Raw genomic sequence first — 17,251 nt, 5'->3', positions numbered from 1 at the left:
ATAAGTAGCGAATAGAGAGCACAAGGGCTCTCTATTCGTAAAACTTTAACCTATAGCTGCGCCAACCAAGCCGCAGCACCCAAAAATGCCGTCTGTGGGTGGCCAATAATATCCACTGGAATATCTTTTACATAGGGGCTCATAACGCCCTTCTCTGCAAAGCGGGTGTTAAAGTCACTGGACTTAAGAAAATCGACAATACGTGGCAGGACTCCGCCCCCCAGATACACGCCACCTTTCGCACCATAGGTCAGGGCCAAATTGCCCGAGAGCGTGCCTATAAAGCTGCAGAAAAGCTCCAGCGTTTCTTTGCAGGTAGCGTTGGCCCCAGCCATCGCTTCACTTGTCACATCTTTAGGTTGCAAAGAGCGAGGCTGCTCGCCTTTTACCGCACAAAGCGCGTTATAGAGATTGACCAAACCGGGGCCGGAAATAAAGACCTCCGCTGATACATAGCCATGTTGCGCCATGGCAGCTTTTACCACATCACACTCCAGCGGCGTAGCCGGCGCGATGTTTACATGACCGCCTTCGCTGGGAATAGGCAGCCAGCTACCATTACTATATGCCAACCCGGCAACACCCAAGCCCGTACCTGGGCCAAGAATCGCTTTATTACTGGTCGCTTCCCGCTCGCCTTCGCGAATCGATATCAAATCGGTAGGAAGCAGCGCACTGGTGGCAACCGCGAGCGAAGCAAAATCATTAATGGCAGAAAATTTTTCGAAGCCAAATTCTTCCCGTATGGCGGATGGCGCAAAAGACCAGTTGAGGTTAGTCATTCTAACGCTGTCCCCTTCAATAGGGCCTGCGATAGCGGCACAAGCAGAGTGCGGCGTTACGCCATCTAGCATCGCTATATATGCACGCATGGCATCAGAAAAGCTGGCGTATTCACTACCGTTTAAAATCTGAATATGATCAAGCACAAACTGACCATTTTCTTCGCCCGTTACAAGTGCGAAACGAGCGTTTGTACCTCCAATATCTGCAACAATCGACGGAAACATATAATCCAACCCTTGATTTGTTCTAGTGCCCGCACTCTAGGGAATGGCTCGCTAATCGTCAAGTCGGGGCTGGACACGGACGGCCTATTCATTGAAGAATGTAACCGGTTCTGATCAATAACAATAAATTCGAGGTCCCTATGGCAAGTATTCCCGGCGCTACCAATATTCCTGCTCCCTCAGCTTCAACCTCAACCGAACAAAATCACTTTGTTCCACTGGCAATTTTAACGACGCTGTTTTTTATGTGGGGCTTTATTACCGTTCTCAACGATATCCTAATCCCCCATCTTAAAGCGGTATTCGATCTTAGCCACTTCCAGGCGTCTGCAGTGCAGTTCGCCTTTTTTGGCGCTTACGGCGTAGTGTCTTACCCAGCCGGTGCGCTAATCAAACAAATTGGCTACAAAAAAGGCGTTGTACTGGGCCTGCTAATCGCCGGAGTTGGCTGCTTAATGTTTTACCCAGCAGGGACTATGCGCGTTTACGGGCTGTTTCTTGCCGCGCTGTTTGTACTCGCTTCGGGAATAACCATCTTACAAGTGGCAGCCAATCCCTATGTAACACGCCTAGGTAAGCCGGAGGGCGCATCACTGCGATTGACGTTCACCCAGGCACTTAACTCGCTGGGCACCACGCTAGGCCCAATCTTTGGCTCGATATTGATCTTTTCAGCCGCGACGGTTGATATCGGCTCTCTGAGCGCCATCGACCTGGAAGCACACCGTCAAACCGAGGCCGAAAGCGTTCAGCTACCGTATTTGATTCTCGCATCCTCACTTATAGGCTTATCCATCGTTTTTGCGCTGCTGAAAAACCTGCCGGTGATTGTCGATGCCGCAGAGGACGCTAACCACACTGCAAAATCTGCCTGGCAGTATAAGCATCTGGTACTGGGGGCTCTGGGTATCTTTCTTTATGTGGGTGCAGAAGTGTCGATAGGTAGCTTTATTGTGGACTTCCTCGGTGAACCCGACGTTGCCAATATGCCCAAGAGGCAAGCAGGTTCAATGATCTCGTTTTATTGGGGGGCCGCAATGGTTGGGCGCTTTCTAGGTGTTGCTTTAATGCTGCGCTTTAAGCCGCAAAAGCTTTTAACCTTTGCCGCTGTAGCCGCCTCAATTTTACTCCTGGCCGCCTCACTCTCCAGCGGCAATATTGCCGTTTGGTCGGTACTGGCGATTGGCTTGTTTAATTCCATTATGTTCCCAGTTATTTTCAGCTTGTCCGTCAATAAGCTCGGCCCCGCAACCAGTCAGGGCTCAGGGATTTTATGCGTTGCCATTGTTGGCGGAGCGATAATCCCCCCCATACAGGGACTATTAGCCGATAATATAGGCCTTCAAATTTCCTTCCTGTTGCCGATTCTCTGTTATATCTATATCGCCTTCTACGGCGTAAAGGGTTATCACCTCGATGACGAGTAAATCTCCCCGGACTCTCAATTAACAAAAGTTTACGTTTCTTAATGCCTCTTTTACTCGCCCACGCCACCTGAATGCAGTAAGGTGGCGTTTGTTATAGCTTTATTATGTAGAGTCAAAAATCACCATGCTAAAAATAAACTCCCGCTCTTTTACCCCCACTTTCACTGGTCTGTTTTTAATCGCTGGCAGCATGCTGCTGCAAACAGCACAGGCAACAACCGTTCAGTTCCAAACGTCTCTTGGCAATTTCGAAGTTATTCTCTTTGATGAGGACACCCCCCAAACAGTCGCCAACTTTTTAGACTATGTAGACAATGGTCTCTATACCGAAACCATGATCCATCGCTCCGTAAAGAACTTTGTTATTCAGGGCGGCGGGTTGACCTTTAGCAATGAAGATGGGCCGGTGTACACAGAGACAAACGCCCCCGTGAGTAACGAACCGGTATACTCGAATCTTCGCGGTACCATCTCCATGGCCAAGGTTGCCTGCGATCCTAATAGCGCCACCAACCAATGGTTTATTAATCTGACAGATAACAGTGCCGAGTTGGATCCCCAAAATGGTGGCTATGCCGTATTTGGCCAGGTTGCGGGTGACGGTATGCAGGTTGTTGACTCGATAGCACAATTGCCCGTTTTCAATATGGGCAGCAGTTTTAGCACCCTCCCACTGACCGGCTATACCCTAGAGGAATACACCGAGTATTACATTAACGCGAATACCGATAACTACAATCCTGTGAAGAAAGACAATATCGTGCATGTTGACGCTATTGTTGTCACTGATTCAACGGTGAATACCAGTGCATCGTTAACGATTGAAGAAAATACACTTATCGATTCCCACAGCGCAACAGACCCTTCCTGCTCAAACAGTTCCAGTAGCTCTAGCAGCTCCGATAACAATAGTGGTAGTTCTGGCGGTGGCAGTTCAACCTTATTTGGGCTTGTGCTACTCGCAGTATTTGGCCGCTTTGCAAGAAAAAGGTAAACGGCGAAAGATAAAAAACGCAGCTATTGCTGCGTTTTTTTCGTTATAGTTAGAGAGATATCCACTTACCCTCTTCGTGACTCGCAAACACCCCATCGATAACCTTCATGTTATTTCTGGCATCCGATAACGGTGTCGGTACGGCCTTATCGTGCATAACCGCATCGGCAAGTGCATCGACCTGTTTTACGTAATGATCACAAGCCTCGGTTTCAATCACCTCTTCTTGCCGATCGTGATAGAACTTCAAGAGAGCCATAGCGTTGTCCGGCTGATAAAACGGAAATTCCATCAACAAACTGCCATGCTCACCAGAAACGTAAACACGCTGGCTGGGTTCGCTTTGAGTAGAGCAATAAATATTCGCGCGCACCTCACCAAAATCAAGCATGGCGTGAGCATGGCGATCCACCTGAAAGTCGCCATCCATACTCAAAGAGCCCATCACTCGCACCGGCTCCAAGCCCAGCAGATAACGGGTAGCCGAGATACAATAACAACCGATATCCAATAAGCCTCCACCACCAATCCCAGGCATATTGCGCACATTTTTAGGGTCTCGATTGAAGTAAGTAAACACTGCTTCAATGCTATTAATTTTGCCAATTTTGCCATTATCCAACAGATCTTTTGCCATCGACCACTGCGGATGAAAGCGATACATAAAGGCTTCCATCACCTTTACATTCGGATGCGCTTTAAGCGCAGCATCCAGAGGTGCCATGTCGGACTCATTCAAAGCGATAGGCTTTTCGCACAGCACGTGCTTGCCAGCTTCTACCGCCTTGACAGTCCAGGGGATGTGCAAGTGGTTCGGGAGCGGGTTGTAAACGATATCAATATCATCGGCATCCAGAAGGTGTTGGTAATCACCATAGGACTGGGGGAACCCCTGCTCGCGTGCAAACGCGGCCGCAGACTCATCCGTTCTTGAAGCCACAGCAACAACTTCATTTAATGTGGACGCGTTCAGGGCTGGAATCAGCTTTTCACGCGCTATTTTCGCTGTACTTAAAATACCCCATCGAAGCGGTCGCTTAGACATTACTATTCTCCAGATTCAGTTTGTTGCCAGTATCTCACAAGCCAGGTGAATTAAAATGCAAACATGAACGCCAAATTACCATGTTCACCATCCCTTCAGCTCAGACAAACATCGTTAATTGCTCTAGTTTTGTGAAAACCCATCATTTATAGCAGATAGTTCTAACTGAACTTTCCGGCTCCACTATATTTTAGTGGGTTAGAAACATGTTTTTATATGACTATTTTCTACCGATCAAATTTCACCCAACCGTCTCAAGCGTTCCCGCTTAGTAATTCTCTCAGTTAAAGGTGTAAGGATGAAAACCTGGTTTATGAACCTCTCGCTGGCACAGAAACTGATTTCTGTGCTATTGCTGGCTGGCTTGCTACCCATGCTTGTCGTTTCCGTGCTTTCTGCGTCCATATCAACCCAGCAACTTGAACAGCAATCCTTCGAGCATTTGAATGCTGTCCGGCAAATTAAGTCTGCAGCCATAAAACGCTATTTTGACCAGGTTCACAGCCAAGTCATCACTATGGCTGACACGCCCATGGTCGTAAGCGCCGCAGGATCATTTACACGATCTTTCAAACGTGTTTTGAATTCTGAAAACTACGACGCTCTACAGATCTTAGAATTTAGACAAGCACTCAAGACCTACTACACCGACGAATTTGCCGTTAAATACGCTCAAAAAAACAATGGAGCATCCTTCAACACCAACAATGCTATCGCCAAACTAAATGACCTCGCCACGGTAATGCAGACACGCTACATTGCACAAAACGAATACCCTCTAGGAGAAAAAGACAAACTCTCCAAAACCGACGGAGAAAGTATTTACCACCGAGTACACACTAAGTACCACGATAGTTTTCGCCAGTTTGTAAAGGAGTTTGAGTTCTACGACTTCTTTATCGCAGACGCCAAAAGCGGCGACATTGTCTACTCCGTATATAAAGAGTTGGATTATGCCACCTCGCTGCTTGATGGCCCCTACTCAGAAACGAATTTCGCAGAAAGCTTTAGAGAGGCTTTAACGCTGGAAAAAGGGCAATCGATTTTAAAAGATTTTAGACCCTATCCGCCGTCTTACGAAGCTCCCTCCAGTTTTATTGCCACGCCCATCTTCTACAAAGAAAAACGCGTAGCCGTTTTAGTCTTTCAGATCCCCTTGGAACCAATCGATGCCATTATGAGCGAGCGATCAGGAATGGGGGAAACCGGTGAAAGCTATCTGGTGGGCGAAGACTATCTAATGCGTTCCGATTCTTATTTGAATCCAGAGAACCATTCTGTATCTGCCTCCTTCAAAAACCCGGAAACCGGATCGGTCAAAACGCAGTCAGTCGAAGAGGCTCTGCAGGGAAAATCCGGAAATAAGATTATTCAAGATTACAGCAATAAACAGGTGCTATCGTCTTACAGTAAAATCAACTTCACCCATTTCAGCTGGGTAATTCTTTCTGAGATCAGTGTAGCAGAAGCCTTTTCCGGAATCCGCTCGATGAAGTGGGCGCTGCTGGTTATCGCCCTTGTCTGCGCGATTGCGATCACTCTTTTCGCCTTTTATATCAGCAAGCTTGTCAGCACCCCTATCCTCCAGCTTGGCAACACTATCCAGCAGGTTGAACGCGAAGGCAATTTTCAACCACTATTACGCAACGATTACCAGGATGAAATAGGCAATACCAGCCGCGCTTTCAACTCTCTTTTATCCAACCTGTCCTCGTCCATTACAGGGACGAATACAGTATTGGAAGAGCTTGGGAAAGGAAACTATAAGGAAAAGGTATCTGAAAATTACCCCGGTCAACTGGGAATGCTCACTCACGGGGTAAACGCTGCGGTTAAGGATATCCAAGAGGCAAATGCCGAGCAGCTACGCCAGCAAGCGCTAGCCGACAAAAATGCCAAGGCCGCGGAAACGGCCGCTTTAGAAGCAAAGAATCAGGCAAGGCAAACGCTGATAATCAAACAGGCTCTGGACGTTTCCGCTACCGGTGTAATGATTGCCAATGCAGACTTTAATATCGTGTATATGAATAAGTCGGCCGATGCCCTCATGCTGGACGCAGAGCAGGATATTCAAAAGGATATCCCCGGCTTTGACTCCAGTACATTAATGGGTAGCAATATTGATATCTTTCACAAAAACCCAGCTCACCAACGGCACCTACTACAGGAATTACGCGATAGTTTTAAAGTCGAGCTCGCCATTGCCAATTTAAACTTCTTTCTATCTGCCACGCCTATCCGCGATGAAGACGGTGAATTTCTTGGTGCCGTTGTCGAGTGGGAAAATATAACTCAAAAGCTGGAAAATGAACGCGAAGTAAAACGTATTGCAGATGAAAACGCACGCATACGACAAGCTCTGGACAGCTCTTCTACCAGCACCATGATCGCAGATAAAGACTTTAACATTATCTACACCAACAGCTCCCTAAACTCCATGATGAAGGCAGCCGAGGAGGATCTAAGCCGTCATATCGGACAATTTAGTGCCGACAACCTGCTGGGTAAAAACATTGATACCTTCCATAAAAACCCAGCTCACCAACGCTCAATTCTCGATCAGCTTAACCGTACATTCAACAGCGAAATTAACGCTGGTGACCGCACCTTTACACTGACGACAAACCCTATCAACAACATCGATGGAGAGCGTATCGGTACAGTAACGGAATGGCTGGATCGTACTGCAGAAGTCGCCATTGAACAGGAGATAGACAGTATTATTACCGCCGCCGCCGCTGGAGATTTTAGCCAAACAATAATGTCAGAGGGAAAAACGGGCTTTTTCAAAAGTGTTAGTGATGGTCTCAACCGCCTCACTCAAACCACTAATATTGCGCTCAACGATATGATGCGGGTTTTCTCTGCCCTGGCAAAAGGTGACCTCTCACAAAAAATCGACCGGGAGTATCAAGGAGAATTTGCGAAGCTGAAAGACGACGCCAACGCTACCGTGGAAAAGTTGAGAGATATTATTGAGAAAATTTCGAGTTCCTCGAGAGATATCGCCAGAGGAACAAACGAAATATCCGCCGGCAATACCGATCTGAGCCAAAGAACCGAAGAGCAGGCGTCCTCTCTGGAGCAGACCGGATCCAGCATGGAAGAACTCCTAACACTGGTGAAACAAAATGAAGACAGCGCAAAGAGTGCGACCGAGCTGAGTCAACGCTCAATGGAAATCGCGCGCGTAGGTAACGAGTCAGTCAGGGCCAGCGGCCAAGCGATGGCAGCAATCTCACAGTCCAGTAACAAGATCGCCAATATTATTGGCGTGATTGATGAAATCGCCTTCCAAACCAATCTGCTTGCGTTAAACGCAGCCGTAGAAGCCGCCCGCGCTGGCGAGCAAGGGCGTGGGTTTGCGGTAGTTGCAGGGGAAGTGCGCAACCTGGCTCAGCGATCAGCATCCGCAGCAAAGGAGATTAAGGATTTGATCCGCGACTCCACCACGAAAGTCGATGATGGATCGAGCCTGGTAGAAAGCTCCGGTAAAACCTTGCAAAACATAGTCACCGAGATTGAACGCGTTGGAGATATGATGGATCAGATCTTCACGAGCGCCCGCGAACAAAGCTCCGGCATAGAGCAGGTTAACGCCGCCATAGCGCAAATGGACCAAATGACCCAACAAAACGCCGCACTGGTTGAAGAAGCCTCTGCCACTAGCGAAAGTATTGCAGAGCAAGCACACCAAATGGAGCAGATGGTCGCCTTTTTTACCCGCTAAGCGCACCAAGACAAACGGGGAGCTATCCTCGTTTGTCTTGCACCTACCTCACTTCCGCCACTTGCCTCCCCAGTCAACCCTATATAGAATCGCGCGTTCGCGTCCTGTGATCAGGAAACAACCTATTCCAGACAAGAGGAATTATCTGTGAACCCGCATGACGAGCTCTCAGAACACGCCAAAGATGCCGCCAGCCTGCTAAAAGAATTAGGCAATGAAAGCCGTTTGATGGTGTGCTGCTCCCTCGGTAGCCATGAAATGAGCGTTGGCGAACTAAACAAACTGGTTCCCCTTAGCCAGTCGGCCCTGTCCCAGCATTTGGCCCGGTTGCGTGAAGCAGGCCTTGTCGCCACACGCAAGGAAGGCCAAACAGTGTTCTATCGCCTTTCCGGCGATCACGCCATCCGAATTATTACCACGTTAAAGTCCATCTATTGCCCGGATCGCCCCTAGTAACCCACCAGCGAGTTAACTATGACCATTAATCGTATCAGTGCAGCGGAATTTGAAACACTGCGCAGCAGTCAGACCAGTGAGTTGACCATTGTCGACCTGCGAACCCAGCCGGAGATCGACCGGGAAAATATCGACAACTGTATTTGCCTGCCCTTCCAGGGTATTTCAGCAGAGGCCGTCAATGACAGCATAACCACCAATCTACAGAATGAAGACCAACGCGTATTCTTGCTGTGCCAGAGTGGTATGCGTGCAGAGGCCACCGTTCGCCAACTGGGTAAACTGGCGGGTGTAGAGTGGGTGATTATCGAAGGCGGTATAAACGGTATCAAGGCCGCTGGAGGGAACATCAACAAAGGCGAGCGCAAAAGTATTCCGCTGGAACGTCAAGTACGCATTGCTGCCGGTATAGTTATCCTTGCCGGTGTAATTTTGGGTATAAACGTCAACCCCAACTTCCTATTAATGTCGGGCTTTGTCGGCGCCGGCCTCATTTTCGCGGGTGTTACTAACCGCTGCGGCTTGGCATTCCTGCTGACTCGCATGCCCTGGAATCGATAGATTCCTCCTTCACGCAGGGTACCCCGATACCCTGCTACCAAGACCAAGCAAGTCAAGCTCAGGTAAAAACTCCTGCTATTCTGCGGTATACTTGTCTGTTGGAGGGAACAACCATGATAGTGCTACTAGTAGAAGACAACCGCGACCTAGCCGCCAATGTCTTGGATTATCTTGAACTGCAGGAGTTCGACTGCGACTACGCCGAACGCGGCGACCACGCGTTGGAACTGTGCAGAGACAACACCTATGACGCAATGATTCTGGACATCATGATGCCCGGCATTGATGGCCTTAGCCTGTGCAAAACCCTGCGCGACTGCGGCAACAACGCCCCGGTAATCATGCTAACCGCACGAGACACGTTGGATGATAAACTGGCTGGCTTCGAAGCTGGCGCAGACGACTATCTGGTTAAACCCTTTGATCTACCGGAACTAGCTGCACGTATACGCGCGATTACCAAGCGCAAAACCACCAACGGCTCCTCCCTAAAAGTTGCTGATCTGGAAATCAACCTGGACAATCACCAAGCCATCCGTGCAGGTAAATCCATTGACCTTTCTCCCGCCTGCTGGAAATTATTAGTGGCGCTAGTTCAGGCCAGCCCGCGGGTGTTATCCCGCTACGAGCTGGAAAACGTTTTGTGGAAAGATAGCCCGCCCGACTCGGAAGCGTTGAAATCCCATTTATACACTCTGCGTAAACTCGTCGATAAGCCCTTCGACCAGCCCTTGATACATACCTTACGAGGCGTTGGAGTTGCAGTACGTGACAACAGTTAAGCCCCTAGGTCGCAACTATTCACTGCGCGCACGCATCAGTAAAATCGTTCTGATTTTTTCGATTTTACTGGTGTCGTTCTACACCACCATGCTCGCAATGCTCTATGAATGGGGGTTATCAGATGCCACCCACGGCATCGTCTGGCAGGAAGCCCTTCTGTTCAAGCAGGCCTACCAAAAAGACCACGACGCTCCGCTACCCAATAGCCAAACACTGAAAGGCTATATCGGTGAAGACAACCTGCCCAAAGAGATATTGCAGTGGTACCCCCATCGTAAGTGGCATAAATGGGGGGCAGATGAAGAGGGTCTTATCTATCGATTTAACAAAAACCCTGGAACTGAATCGCATTACCACCTGCTGATATCCCACCTGCCCGATACCAGCGAACGCCTATTTATTTTTTACACAATAACCGTTTCTGATGCCGTAGCTGAAAAAGTGTGGCGAAAATTCAAATTACTGGCCATTGTCGGCGGCATTCTGGTTATTGCCATGTTACTGGTATTTAAAACCACTATAGCCCGAGCCTTGCGCCCGATTACAAGCCTTTCCCGCTGGATCGACAAACTCGATCAAACCAGCCCGCCAGAACAACTGCCACGTAATATTCAGGCCGATGAAATTGGACAGATGGCCGACAGCCTGTATAACGCACTTAAACGAATTCACCAGTACAACGAGCGCGAACGACAGTTTTTACGCAACGCCAGCCACGAATTGCGCACGCCCATCGCGATTATCCGCAACGCACTGGATGTACTCGAATACAAACGTAAAATCGGCAACGATGAGATTGATAGCCTAGTACAGCGAATTCGGCGCGCTGGCGACACGATGAAATCCGTCACTGAAGCCATTCTATGGCTAGCGATCGAGAACTATTCAGCCCCATCCAAGCAAGCAACTTGTTTAAAAACACTCACACGCGACATTATCGAAGAGAACCAAAACCTGAATGAAGGCAAACAAGTATCACTTAACCTGAATCTGGATGCCCTGGGCACACAGGAAATGGAAGCCGCACTTGCGCATATTGTTTTGGATAATATAATCCGCAACGCCTTTCAACACTGTGGGGACGGCGCCATCAGCATCCAGGCAATCGCTAGCAACAGCCTTGAAATTGTCAACTGCAATCACTCCTACAGCTATGTCTCCCCCAGGCCCCAGGATGCAGCCCAGGCACTTGTCACAGGAAGCTTTGGGCTGGGCTTAACTCTGGTCCAGAAAATTACCGAAAAACAGGGCTGGCAATTCAGTTTCCATGTGGACGACCACCAGGCAACAGCCAGAATACGTTTCTAAGCAATAACGATCTAAGCTGGTCTGCTTATTGCTAAAGTCCTCCTATAGTCAGCATTTTCCATGCTTTAAGCACTTCATTGGTGCGTTTTTGAGTATTTTAATTGAGCCGCGCCGAAAAATTTTGTTTTCATTAGCCCAGACAGGCACTCAAACAGTGCCAACGCTAACCAAAACAGAACACCCGCATCAGGGTTGCTCTCGAAACCGAGGTACAGATTCAGTGATACCCACTGCCGAAAAAAGCAAACAACAACTCCTGATCGCCGGCAACGGTATGGCCGCAGGCCGACTAATCGATGAGATTATGAAGCGCAGTCCAGACAAGTTCGATATAACCGTTGTGGGTGATGAACTGCAGGGAAGCTATAACCGTATTATGCTTTCACCGGTACTGGCCGGTGAGCTGAAGCATAGTGATATTATTCAAAAGGACAGCAAGTGGTATGCAGCCAACAATATTCGTTTTTATGGTGGTGCGCGGGTAACCTCCATTCAGCCGGAAAACCAATCCGTAAAGCTGGAAAATGGCAAACAAATCGGTTACGACCACCTCGTTATAGCAACTGGCTCAAGCCCCAGTAAAATCCCGGCAAAAAACCAACACCTCGCCCATATTTTTCCTTTTCGAACCTTGGACGATGTTCACACTATTGACCAGGTAAGCCAAAACGCGAAATCCGCCATTGTTGTCGGGGGAGGACTGCTGGGTTTGGAAGCGGCCTACGGACTGGCCCAAAAAGATATAAAAGTTACGCTTATTCACCGCTCGGACTGGCTGCTCAACCGTCAGCTGGATAAAAACGCGGGCGATCTGCTACGTAAAGTCATGCACAATCTGCTCATCGATTTTCGCCTCGGCGATGAAATTACGCAATTCAACGGCCGCGATACTGTTTGCAGTGCAAGCCTGAAAAGCGGAGAGACTCTGCCTTGCGATTTAGTTGTTATCGCCACAGGAATCAGCCCCAATGCGGCGCTAGCGACAGAGAGCGGTATTGAAACCAAGCGCGCTATTCTCGTCGATGATTTTTTGAACACGTCCTCTGCTAATATCAGCGCGCTGGGTGAATGCTGTGAGCACGACGGCAATACCTTTGGGCTTGTTGAACCAATATGGCAGCAATGCACTACCCTAGCCGATCGCTTGACCAGTGACCGCTTAACACCGTTTTCAACAAAGCCTGTCGCCACCAAACTAAAGGTCTCCGGTGTACAGCTCTACTCGGCGGGAGAATTTATCACTCGGGCTCACCACCACGAAATCATCATGCAAGACCCCGCCAATAATATGTACCGCAAACTATTGCTTGAAAACGACCGTATCGTTGGCATCGTTTTGTTTGGCGATACTCGCGATGGCAATGAGTATTTCGAGCTGATGCAAAACCAAATACCCGTTAGTAAGTACCTGCCCCAGCTTATCTTCGGGCAGCACTATTGCAAGATCGATAAAACAACCATTCCCTCACAATCTCAGGTCGCCTAAAAAGCCTATACATGAATATTGAATCGATTATCGCTAGTACAAGCCCTCAAAAAATCGTCAATACGACCTGCTGCTATTGTGGCGTTGGCTGCGGTGTTTCCGCTACGGTCGAGAACAATACCATTACCAGCGTAAAGGGAGACAAACAACATCCGGCAAATGAGGGACGGCTTTGCGTAAAAGGCTCGGCTTTACACGAAACGCAGAATTTCTCCAACCGACTACAGCAGCCTCTAATCAACGGTAAACCCAGCAGTTGGGAAGAGGCGATCGAGCTGGGCGCAGGTAAATTCAAGCAGGTTGTCGATCAATACGGGCCAGATGCGGTGGCCATTTATTTATCTGGCCAGCTGCTAACCGAAGATTACTACATTGCCAACAAGTTAATGAAAGGCTTTATTGGCACAGCCAATGTCGACACCAATTCTCGACTGTGTATGGCCTCCGCCGTCGTTGCCCACAAACGCGCTTTTGGTGAAGACCTTGTGCCCGGCTGCTACGACGATCTAGAACAAAGCGACCTGCTAATTCTGGTCGGTTCCAATATGGCCTACACCCACCCGGTGGTTTACCAGCGAATTGTAAAAGCGAAAAAACGGCGCCCGGAGATGACGGTGGTGGTACTCGATCCCCGCCGCACGCCTACCTGCGACATCGCCGATATCCATCTATCCCTACGCCCCGGTGCCGATGCTTTTTTCTTTAACGGATTACTCAGTTATCTGGCCGATAACAACCACCTGGATACACACTTTATTGAACAACACTGCAACCAGTTTGAGCAGACACTAGCCGCAGCGAAAACACAGGTAGGCAGTACCGCTCAAGCAGCCATTATGTGTGACCTGAACGAGGGCGACCTCGCCAGGGTGTACCAGCTTTTTGCGCAAAAACAGAAAGCCGTAACGGTATTTTCCCAGGGAATAAACCAGTCATCCTCCGGCGTCGATAAAGGCAACGCCATTATTAACTGCCACCTTGCTACCGGCAAAATTGGTAAACCCGGCGCGACGCCGTTTTCTATCACCGGACAGCCCAATGCTATGGGTGGGCGAGAAGTCGGCGGCCTTGCCAACCAGTTAGCCGCGCATATGAACTACGGAGATGCTGCAGCCCTCGATAAAGTAAAGCGTTTCTGGGACGCTCCTCGAATGGCCGAAAACGAAGGTCTTAAGGCCGTTGATATGTTTCAAGCCATTCACGACGGAAAAATTAAAGCCGTGTGGATTATGGCCACCAACCCGGTCGTCACCATGCCCGATGCGGATTTTGTACGCGAGGCATTGCGCCGCTGCGAAATGGTAATAGTGAGTGAGTGTGTGGCTAATACAGATACCGCTGTAGAAGCCGACATTGTTTTTCCTGCCACCACCTGGGGTGAAAAATCCGGCACCGTCACCAATTCCGAGCGCTGTATCTCTCTGCAAAAAGGATTCCTTGAAGCGCCAGGCGACACAAAAAACGACTGGCAAATCATCATGGAATTTGCCAAAAAAATGGGGTTCAACGAAGGGTTTAATTACACCTCGGCGGCAGATATTTTTCGCGAGCACGCGGCGCTGTCTGGCTTTGAAAATAATGGCGAAAGAGCTTTTAATATTTCAGCGTTGGAAAACCTATCCGATTACGATTACTTTAACCTCCCTCCCACCTACTGGCCCATCGTCAAGGGCGAAACCACAGGCAAGCGCCGCCTCTTCGAAGACGATAAATTTTTTACTGATAATGGCAAAGCGAATTTTATTCCCGTCGTAGCGCAATTCCCAAAGAAGCCGCCGCAGGCAGGACAACTCATAATGAACACTGGCCGTATTCGCGACCAGTGGCATACCATGGGTAGAACCGGTAGCTCTGCCAAGCTAGTCGGACATACCGATGAACCCTATATAGATATTCATCCCAGCGATGCAAAAAAACTGGAGCTGAATAACGGCGATATCGCTCTGCTCGAAAATCGCAATTCCCGTTTTCTTGGGCGAGTTTCTATTACCGATAGCGTAAGACGCGGTGAAACCTTTGTTCCCATGCACTGGAACAATCAATTCTCTGCGAGTGCCCGCGCCGATGCTCTGGTTAATTCGATTACGGATCCTCTCTGTGGTCAGCCTGAATTCAAACACACTCCGGTGTCAGTAAAACCCTTTAATGCTGCTTGGCAGGGCTTTTTATTAACGTGTGAAGACATTACTCCCAAGAGCGAATACTGGAGCAAAATACTGCTTGGTACAGGCTTCAAATACCGCCTGGCGGACCGCGAGCAACCGGAAAACTGGCAAACCTGGATACGCGAGCAATTTCCACACGTTGAACAATGGAGCGAAGTACTAGATTCCCGCCAACAGCATTACAGAGCCTTAGGCTTTATCGAAGATAAAATGGTGGTAGCGTTAACCTGCTCTATTGAGAATCAACAGAAACAGGAAAATAGTTGGCTGGAATCCCATCTGGGAAAACTCTGTGATAGCGCTAATCGGTTCACACTTTTGGCTGGTGCTCCAGCCAATGCTACGGAGGATACGGGAAAAGCTATCTGCTCCTGTTTCCAAACAGGGGAAAATACCATTATTAAAGCCATCGAAGGCGGTTGCGACACAATCGAAAAGCTAGGCGAAAAATTAAAGTGCGGAACCAACTGCGGCTCCTGCGTCCCCGAGCTAAATGCGCTTATTCAAAACACCACGCCGGTCAAGATAGAAGCATCTCAAAAATAACATTGGGCGTTAGAGTGCCTAGGGTTTTAGGGGGAACCATAAACACTAAAGCACCAAACGCCCATAACCAAAAAACTTATTGCGCTAATCCAGCCAATACAAACTTCTCTACCAAGTCGATTAATATTTCATCCGCTCGATCGTGAGGTAGGTTACTGGTAAATAACACAACTAAATCCTTCTCCGGAAACATAAACATATCTTGTCCTTTATACCCAGTCGTGGCATAGCCGCCTATTCTCGGTACCCAACAATGATAACCATACTGACCTCCGGCCCAAGGCGTTTCTGAGTGCGGCTGCGTAGAGACCTGTACCCAGCTTTTCGGTACCAACTGCTGATCACCCCAGCGCCCACCATGTAAATACATGTAACCAAATCGTGCGAGATCGCGCGGTTTTAAAAACAATCCCCAGCCCCCATAGTGCGTACCACTTTTATCCGCAGACCATTGCACATCGGAGATTCCCAAAGGATTAAAAAGCTTTTCCTGCGCATAATCCTGCGGCGTTTTTCCTGTTGTTTTTCTTAATACCTCGGCCAGAATCTGGGAATTCCCAGAATTATAATTCCACTGGTCTCCCGGTGTTAGGATGGAGGGCTGATCAAGGAAGGCAAACGCCGACGTTGGATAGCGATCGGAAGAATAAAGATCCGCCTCACCGCCCTCGGCATTTTCCAAACCACTCTGCATGGTTAACAGGTTTTCTAGTGTCAGCGCCTTTTTGTAATCATTTATTCCTTTCACCGGAACGCCGGGGAAATAATCCAGCACCTTAGTATCGACACCGGCTATTTTGCCCTCTGCTATCGCAACCCCCAACAATGCAGAGGTAACGGTTTTGGTTGTAGAGAACAACTCGTGGCGAGAATTGGGGGTAAGCTGAAGATCCTCGTCGGTTTTTCTAAGCTGCCCATAGCGGTCAAAGACAAGTTTGCCGTTTTTGATAATACTAAAGCTGTGAATTTCGTAATTTTTTTCTTCGATGAAATTCAACGCGTCGTTTAAGTTCTTGGCGTTTAAGCCTTCGGTTTCAGGCGACGATATTTGCCAAAAACTATCGGGAAAGGCGGTATCAGAGAGATAATCCTGTAGCCGGGCTGAATACGCGCTCTGGCTTATCAACCAAAGAGACAGCAGAATAAATGGGGCAAACACTTGTTTTTTAGTTTTCATGGTTTTTCTCCTCACGATCGGTTTCTCGACTCAAATGGGCAAGAGTGTGCGCGTGTAACTCCCAGTTCTGCCCGTCGAACGGCTTAAGGATAAGCTTTGTTGGCAAAGGACTCAGGCAGCGCACATTGACGTCGATACCATCGGGATTGGATCGGGGCGTATAGAATGGTTTAATGCCACATACACGGCAGAAAGTGTGCCTGGCGACCCCGGTATTAAAAGTATAAGTTGTAAGGTTTTCCTTTCCAGCCAGTAATTTAAACCTGGATTTGGGTACGATCAGGTGAAGAAAACCCGACATCGCACAAATACTGCAGTTGCAGTCTTTACACTGAATCTCTTCATCCGCCTCAACCTCAAACCGCACGCGGCCACAGTGACAACTCCCCTGGTAGATCACACCTAACCCCTTAATATTTGCCTCAATCATTATCAATGACGATAGATAGACTAGCGGCTTAGCTAACGACCTTTGCTTTGTCGCCTCGAGCTCACCTCCTGCAGGCTCTGAGGCCTCCGCCACGCTTATCGCTGGAATTGTGTTCTTCTTTAGGTTGAAGAAC

Annotated in this window: 13 protein-coding genes; 9 read left to right on the top strand and 4 right to left on the bottom strand. The window is 48.7% G+C overall.

The genetic code is table 11. The features are described from left to right. Positions 1 to 50: 50 nt before the first annotated feature. The gene (gene glk, locus H5715_RS02420) at positions 51 to 1,010 is read right to left on the bottom strand and encodes a glucokinase (RefSeq protein WP_075186137.1); all 960 of its coding nucleotides are present in this window, start codon (positions 1,008 to 1,010) and stop codon (positions 51 to 53) included. 140 nt (positions 1,011 to 1,150) lie between these two features. Between glk and H5715_RS02415 the strand changes: the two genes are divergently transcribed. Continuing rightward, positions 1,151 to 2,437, top strand: coding sequence for a sugar MFS transporter (locus tag H5715_RS02415; protein ID WP_075186138.1), 1,287 nt, complete (start codon positions 1,151 to 1,153; stop codon positions 2,435 to 2,437). A 124-nt stretch (positions 2,438 to 2,561) separates the two neighbouring features. Next, positions 2,562 to 3,431 carry a peptidylprolyl isomerase gene (locus H5715_RS02410; RefSeq protein ID WP_075186139.1) on the top strand — a complete coding sequence of 290 codons (870 nt, stop codon included), beginning with the start codon at positions 2,562 to 2,564 and terminating at the stop codon, positions 3,429 to 3,431. Between the two features lie 49 nt (positions 3,432 to 3,480). Here the strand turns inward: H5715_RS02410 and H5715_RS02405 are convergent, their stop codons facing one another. Then, the gene (locus tag H5715_RS02405) at positions 3,481 to 4,476 is read right to left on the bottom strand and encodes a Gfo/Idh/MocA family protein (RefSeq protein ID WP_075186140.1); all 996 of its coding nucleotides are present in this window, start codon (positions 4,474 to 4,476) and stop codon (positions 3,481 to 3,483) included. A 298-nt stretch (positions 4,477 to 4,774) separates the two neighbouring features. Here H5715_RS02405 and H5715_RS02400 point away from each other — a divergent pair, with 298 nt between their 5' ends. The 7 genes from H5715_RS02400 (at position 4,775) to H5715_RS02370 (ending at position 15,511) form a co-directional block, all read left to right on the top strand. Next, positions 4,775 to 8,206 carry a methyl-accepting chemotaxis protein gene (locus H5715_RS02400; protein WP_075186141.1) on the top strand — a complete coding sequence of 1,144 codons (3,432 nt, stop codon included), beginning with the start codon at positions 4,775 to 4,777 and terminating at the stop codon, positions 8,204 to 8,206. A 147-nt stretch (positions 8,207 to 8,353) separates the two neighbouring features. Then, positions 8,354 to 8,659: an ArsR/SmtB family transcription factor gene (locus tag H5715_RS02395; RefSeq protein WP_075186142.1), complete on the top strand. Its 306-nt coding sequence runs from the start codon at positions 8,354 to 8,356 to the stop codon at positions 8,657 to 8,659. Between the two features lie 21 nt (positions 8,660 to 8,680). Continuing rightward, positions 8,681 to 9,223 (top strand): rhodanese-like domain-containing protein, encoded by a 543-nt coding sequence (locus H5715_RS02390; protein ID WP_075186143.1) that lies wholly within the window; start codon positions 8,681 to 8,683, stop codon positions 9,221 to 9,223. Positions 9,224 to 9,336: 113 nt separating this feature from the next. After that, entirely contained in the window at positions 9,337 to 10,005 is a 669-nt protein-coding gene (locus H5715_RS02385; protein WP_075186144.1) for a response regulator transcription factor, read from the top strand. Then, a complete protein-coding gene (locus H5715_RS02380) occupies positions 9,992 to 11,314 on the top strand; it encodes a sensor histidine kinase (RefSeq protein WP_075186145.1) in 1,323 nt (440 codons plus the stop codon). The genes H5715_RS02385 and H5715_RS02380 overlap by 14 nt, the downstream gene beginning before the upstream one ends. 154 nt (positions 11,315 to 11,468) lie before the next feature. Beyond that, positions 11,469 to 12,800, top strand: a complete 1,332-nt coding sequence (locus H5715_RS02375; RefSeq protein ID WP_221892330.1) for an NAD(P)/FAD-dependent oxidoreductase — start codon at positions 11,469 to 11,471, stop codon at positions 12,798 to 12,800. A gap of 11 nt (positions 12,801 to 12,811) precedes the next feature. Further along, a complete protein-coding gene (locus H5715_RS02370) occupies positions 12,812 to 15,511 on the top strand; it encodes a nitrate reductase (RefSeq protein WP_075186146.1) in 2,700 nt (899 codons plus the stop codon). Positions 15,512 to 15,587: 76 nt separating this feature from the next. Here H5715_RS02370 and H5715_RS02365 read toward each other — a convergent pair whose 3' ends face one another. After that, on the bottom strand, positions 15,588 to 16,688 hold the full coding sequence (locus tag H5715_RS02365; protein WP_075186147.1) for a serine hydrolase domain-containing protein: 1,101 nt from the start codon (positions 16,686 to 16,688) through the stop codon (positions 15,588 to 15,590). Continuing rightward, positions 16,678 to 17,088, bottom strand: a complete 411-nt coding sequence (locus tag H5715_RS02360; RefSeq protein WP_075186164.1) for a GFA family protein — start codon at positions 17,086 to 17,088, stop codon at positions 16,678 to 16,680. The genes H5715_RS02365 and H5715_RS02360 overlap by 11 nt, the downstream gene beginning before the upstream one ends. Positions 17,089 to 17,251: the final 163 nt, after the last annotated feature.

The organism is Teredinibacter haidensis (genome assembly GCF_014211975.1).
Classification (GTDB): domain Bacteria; phylum Pseudomonadota; class Gammaproteobacteria; order Pseudomonadales; family Cellvibrionaceae; genus Teredinibacter; species Teredinibacter haidensis.
This window is presented reverse-complemented; position numbering and strand designations above follow the sequence as displayed.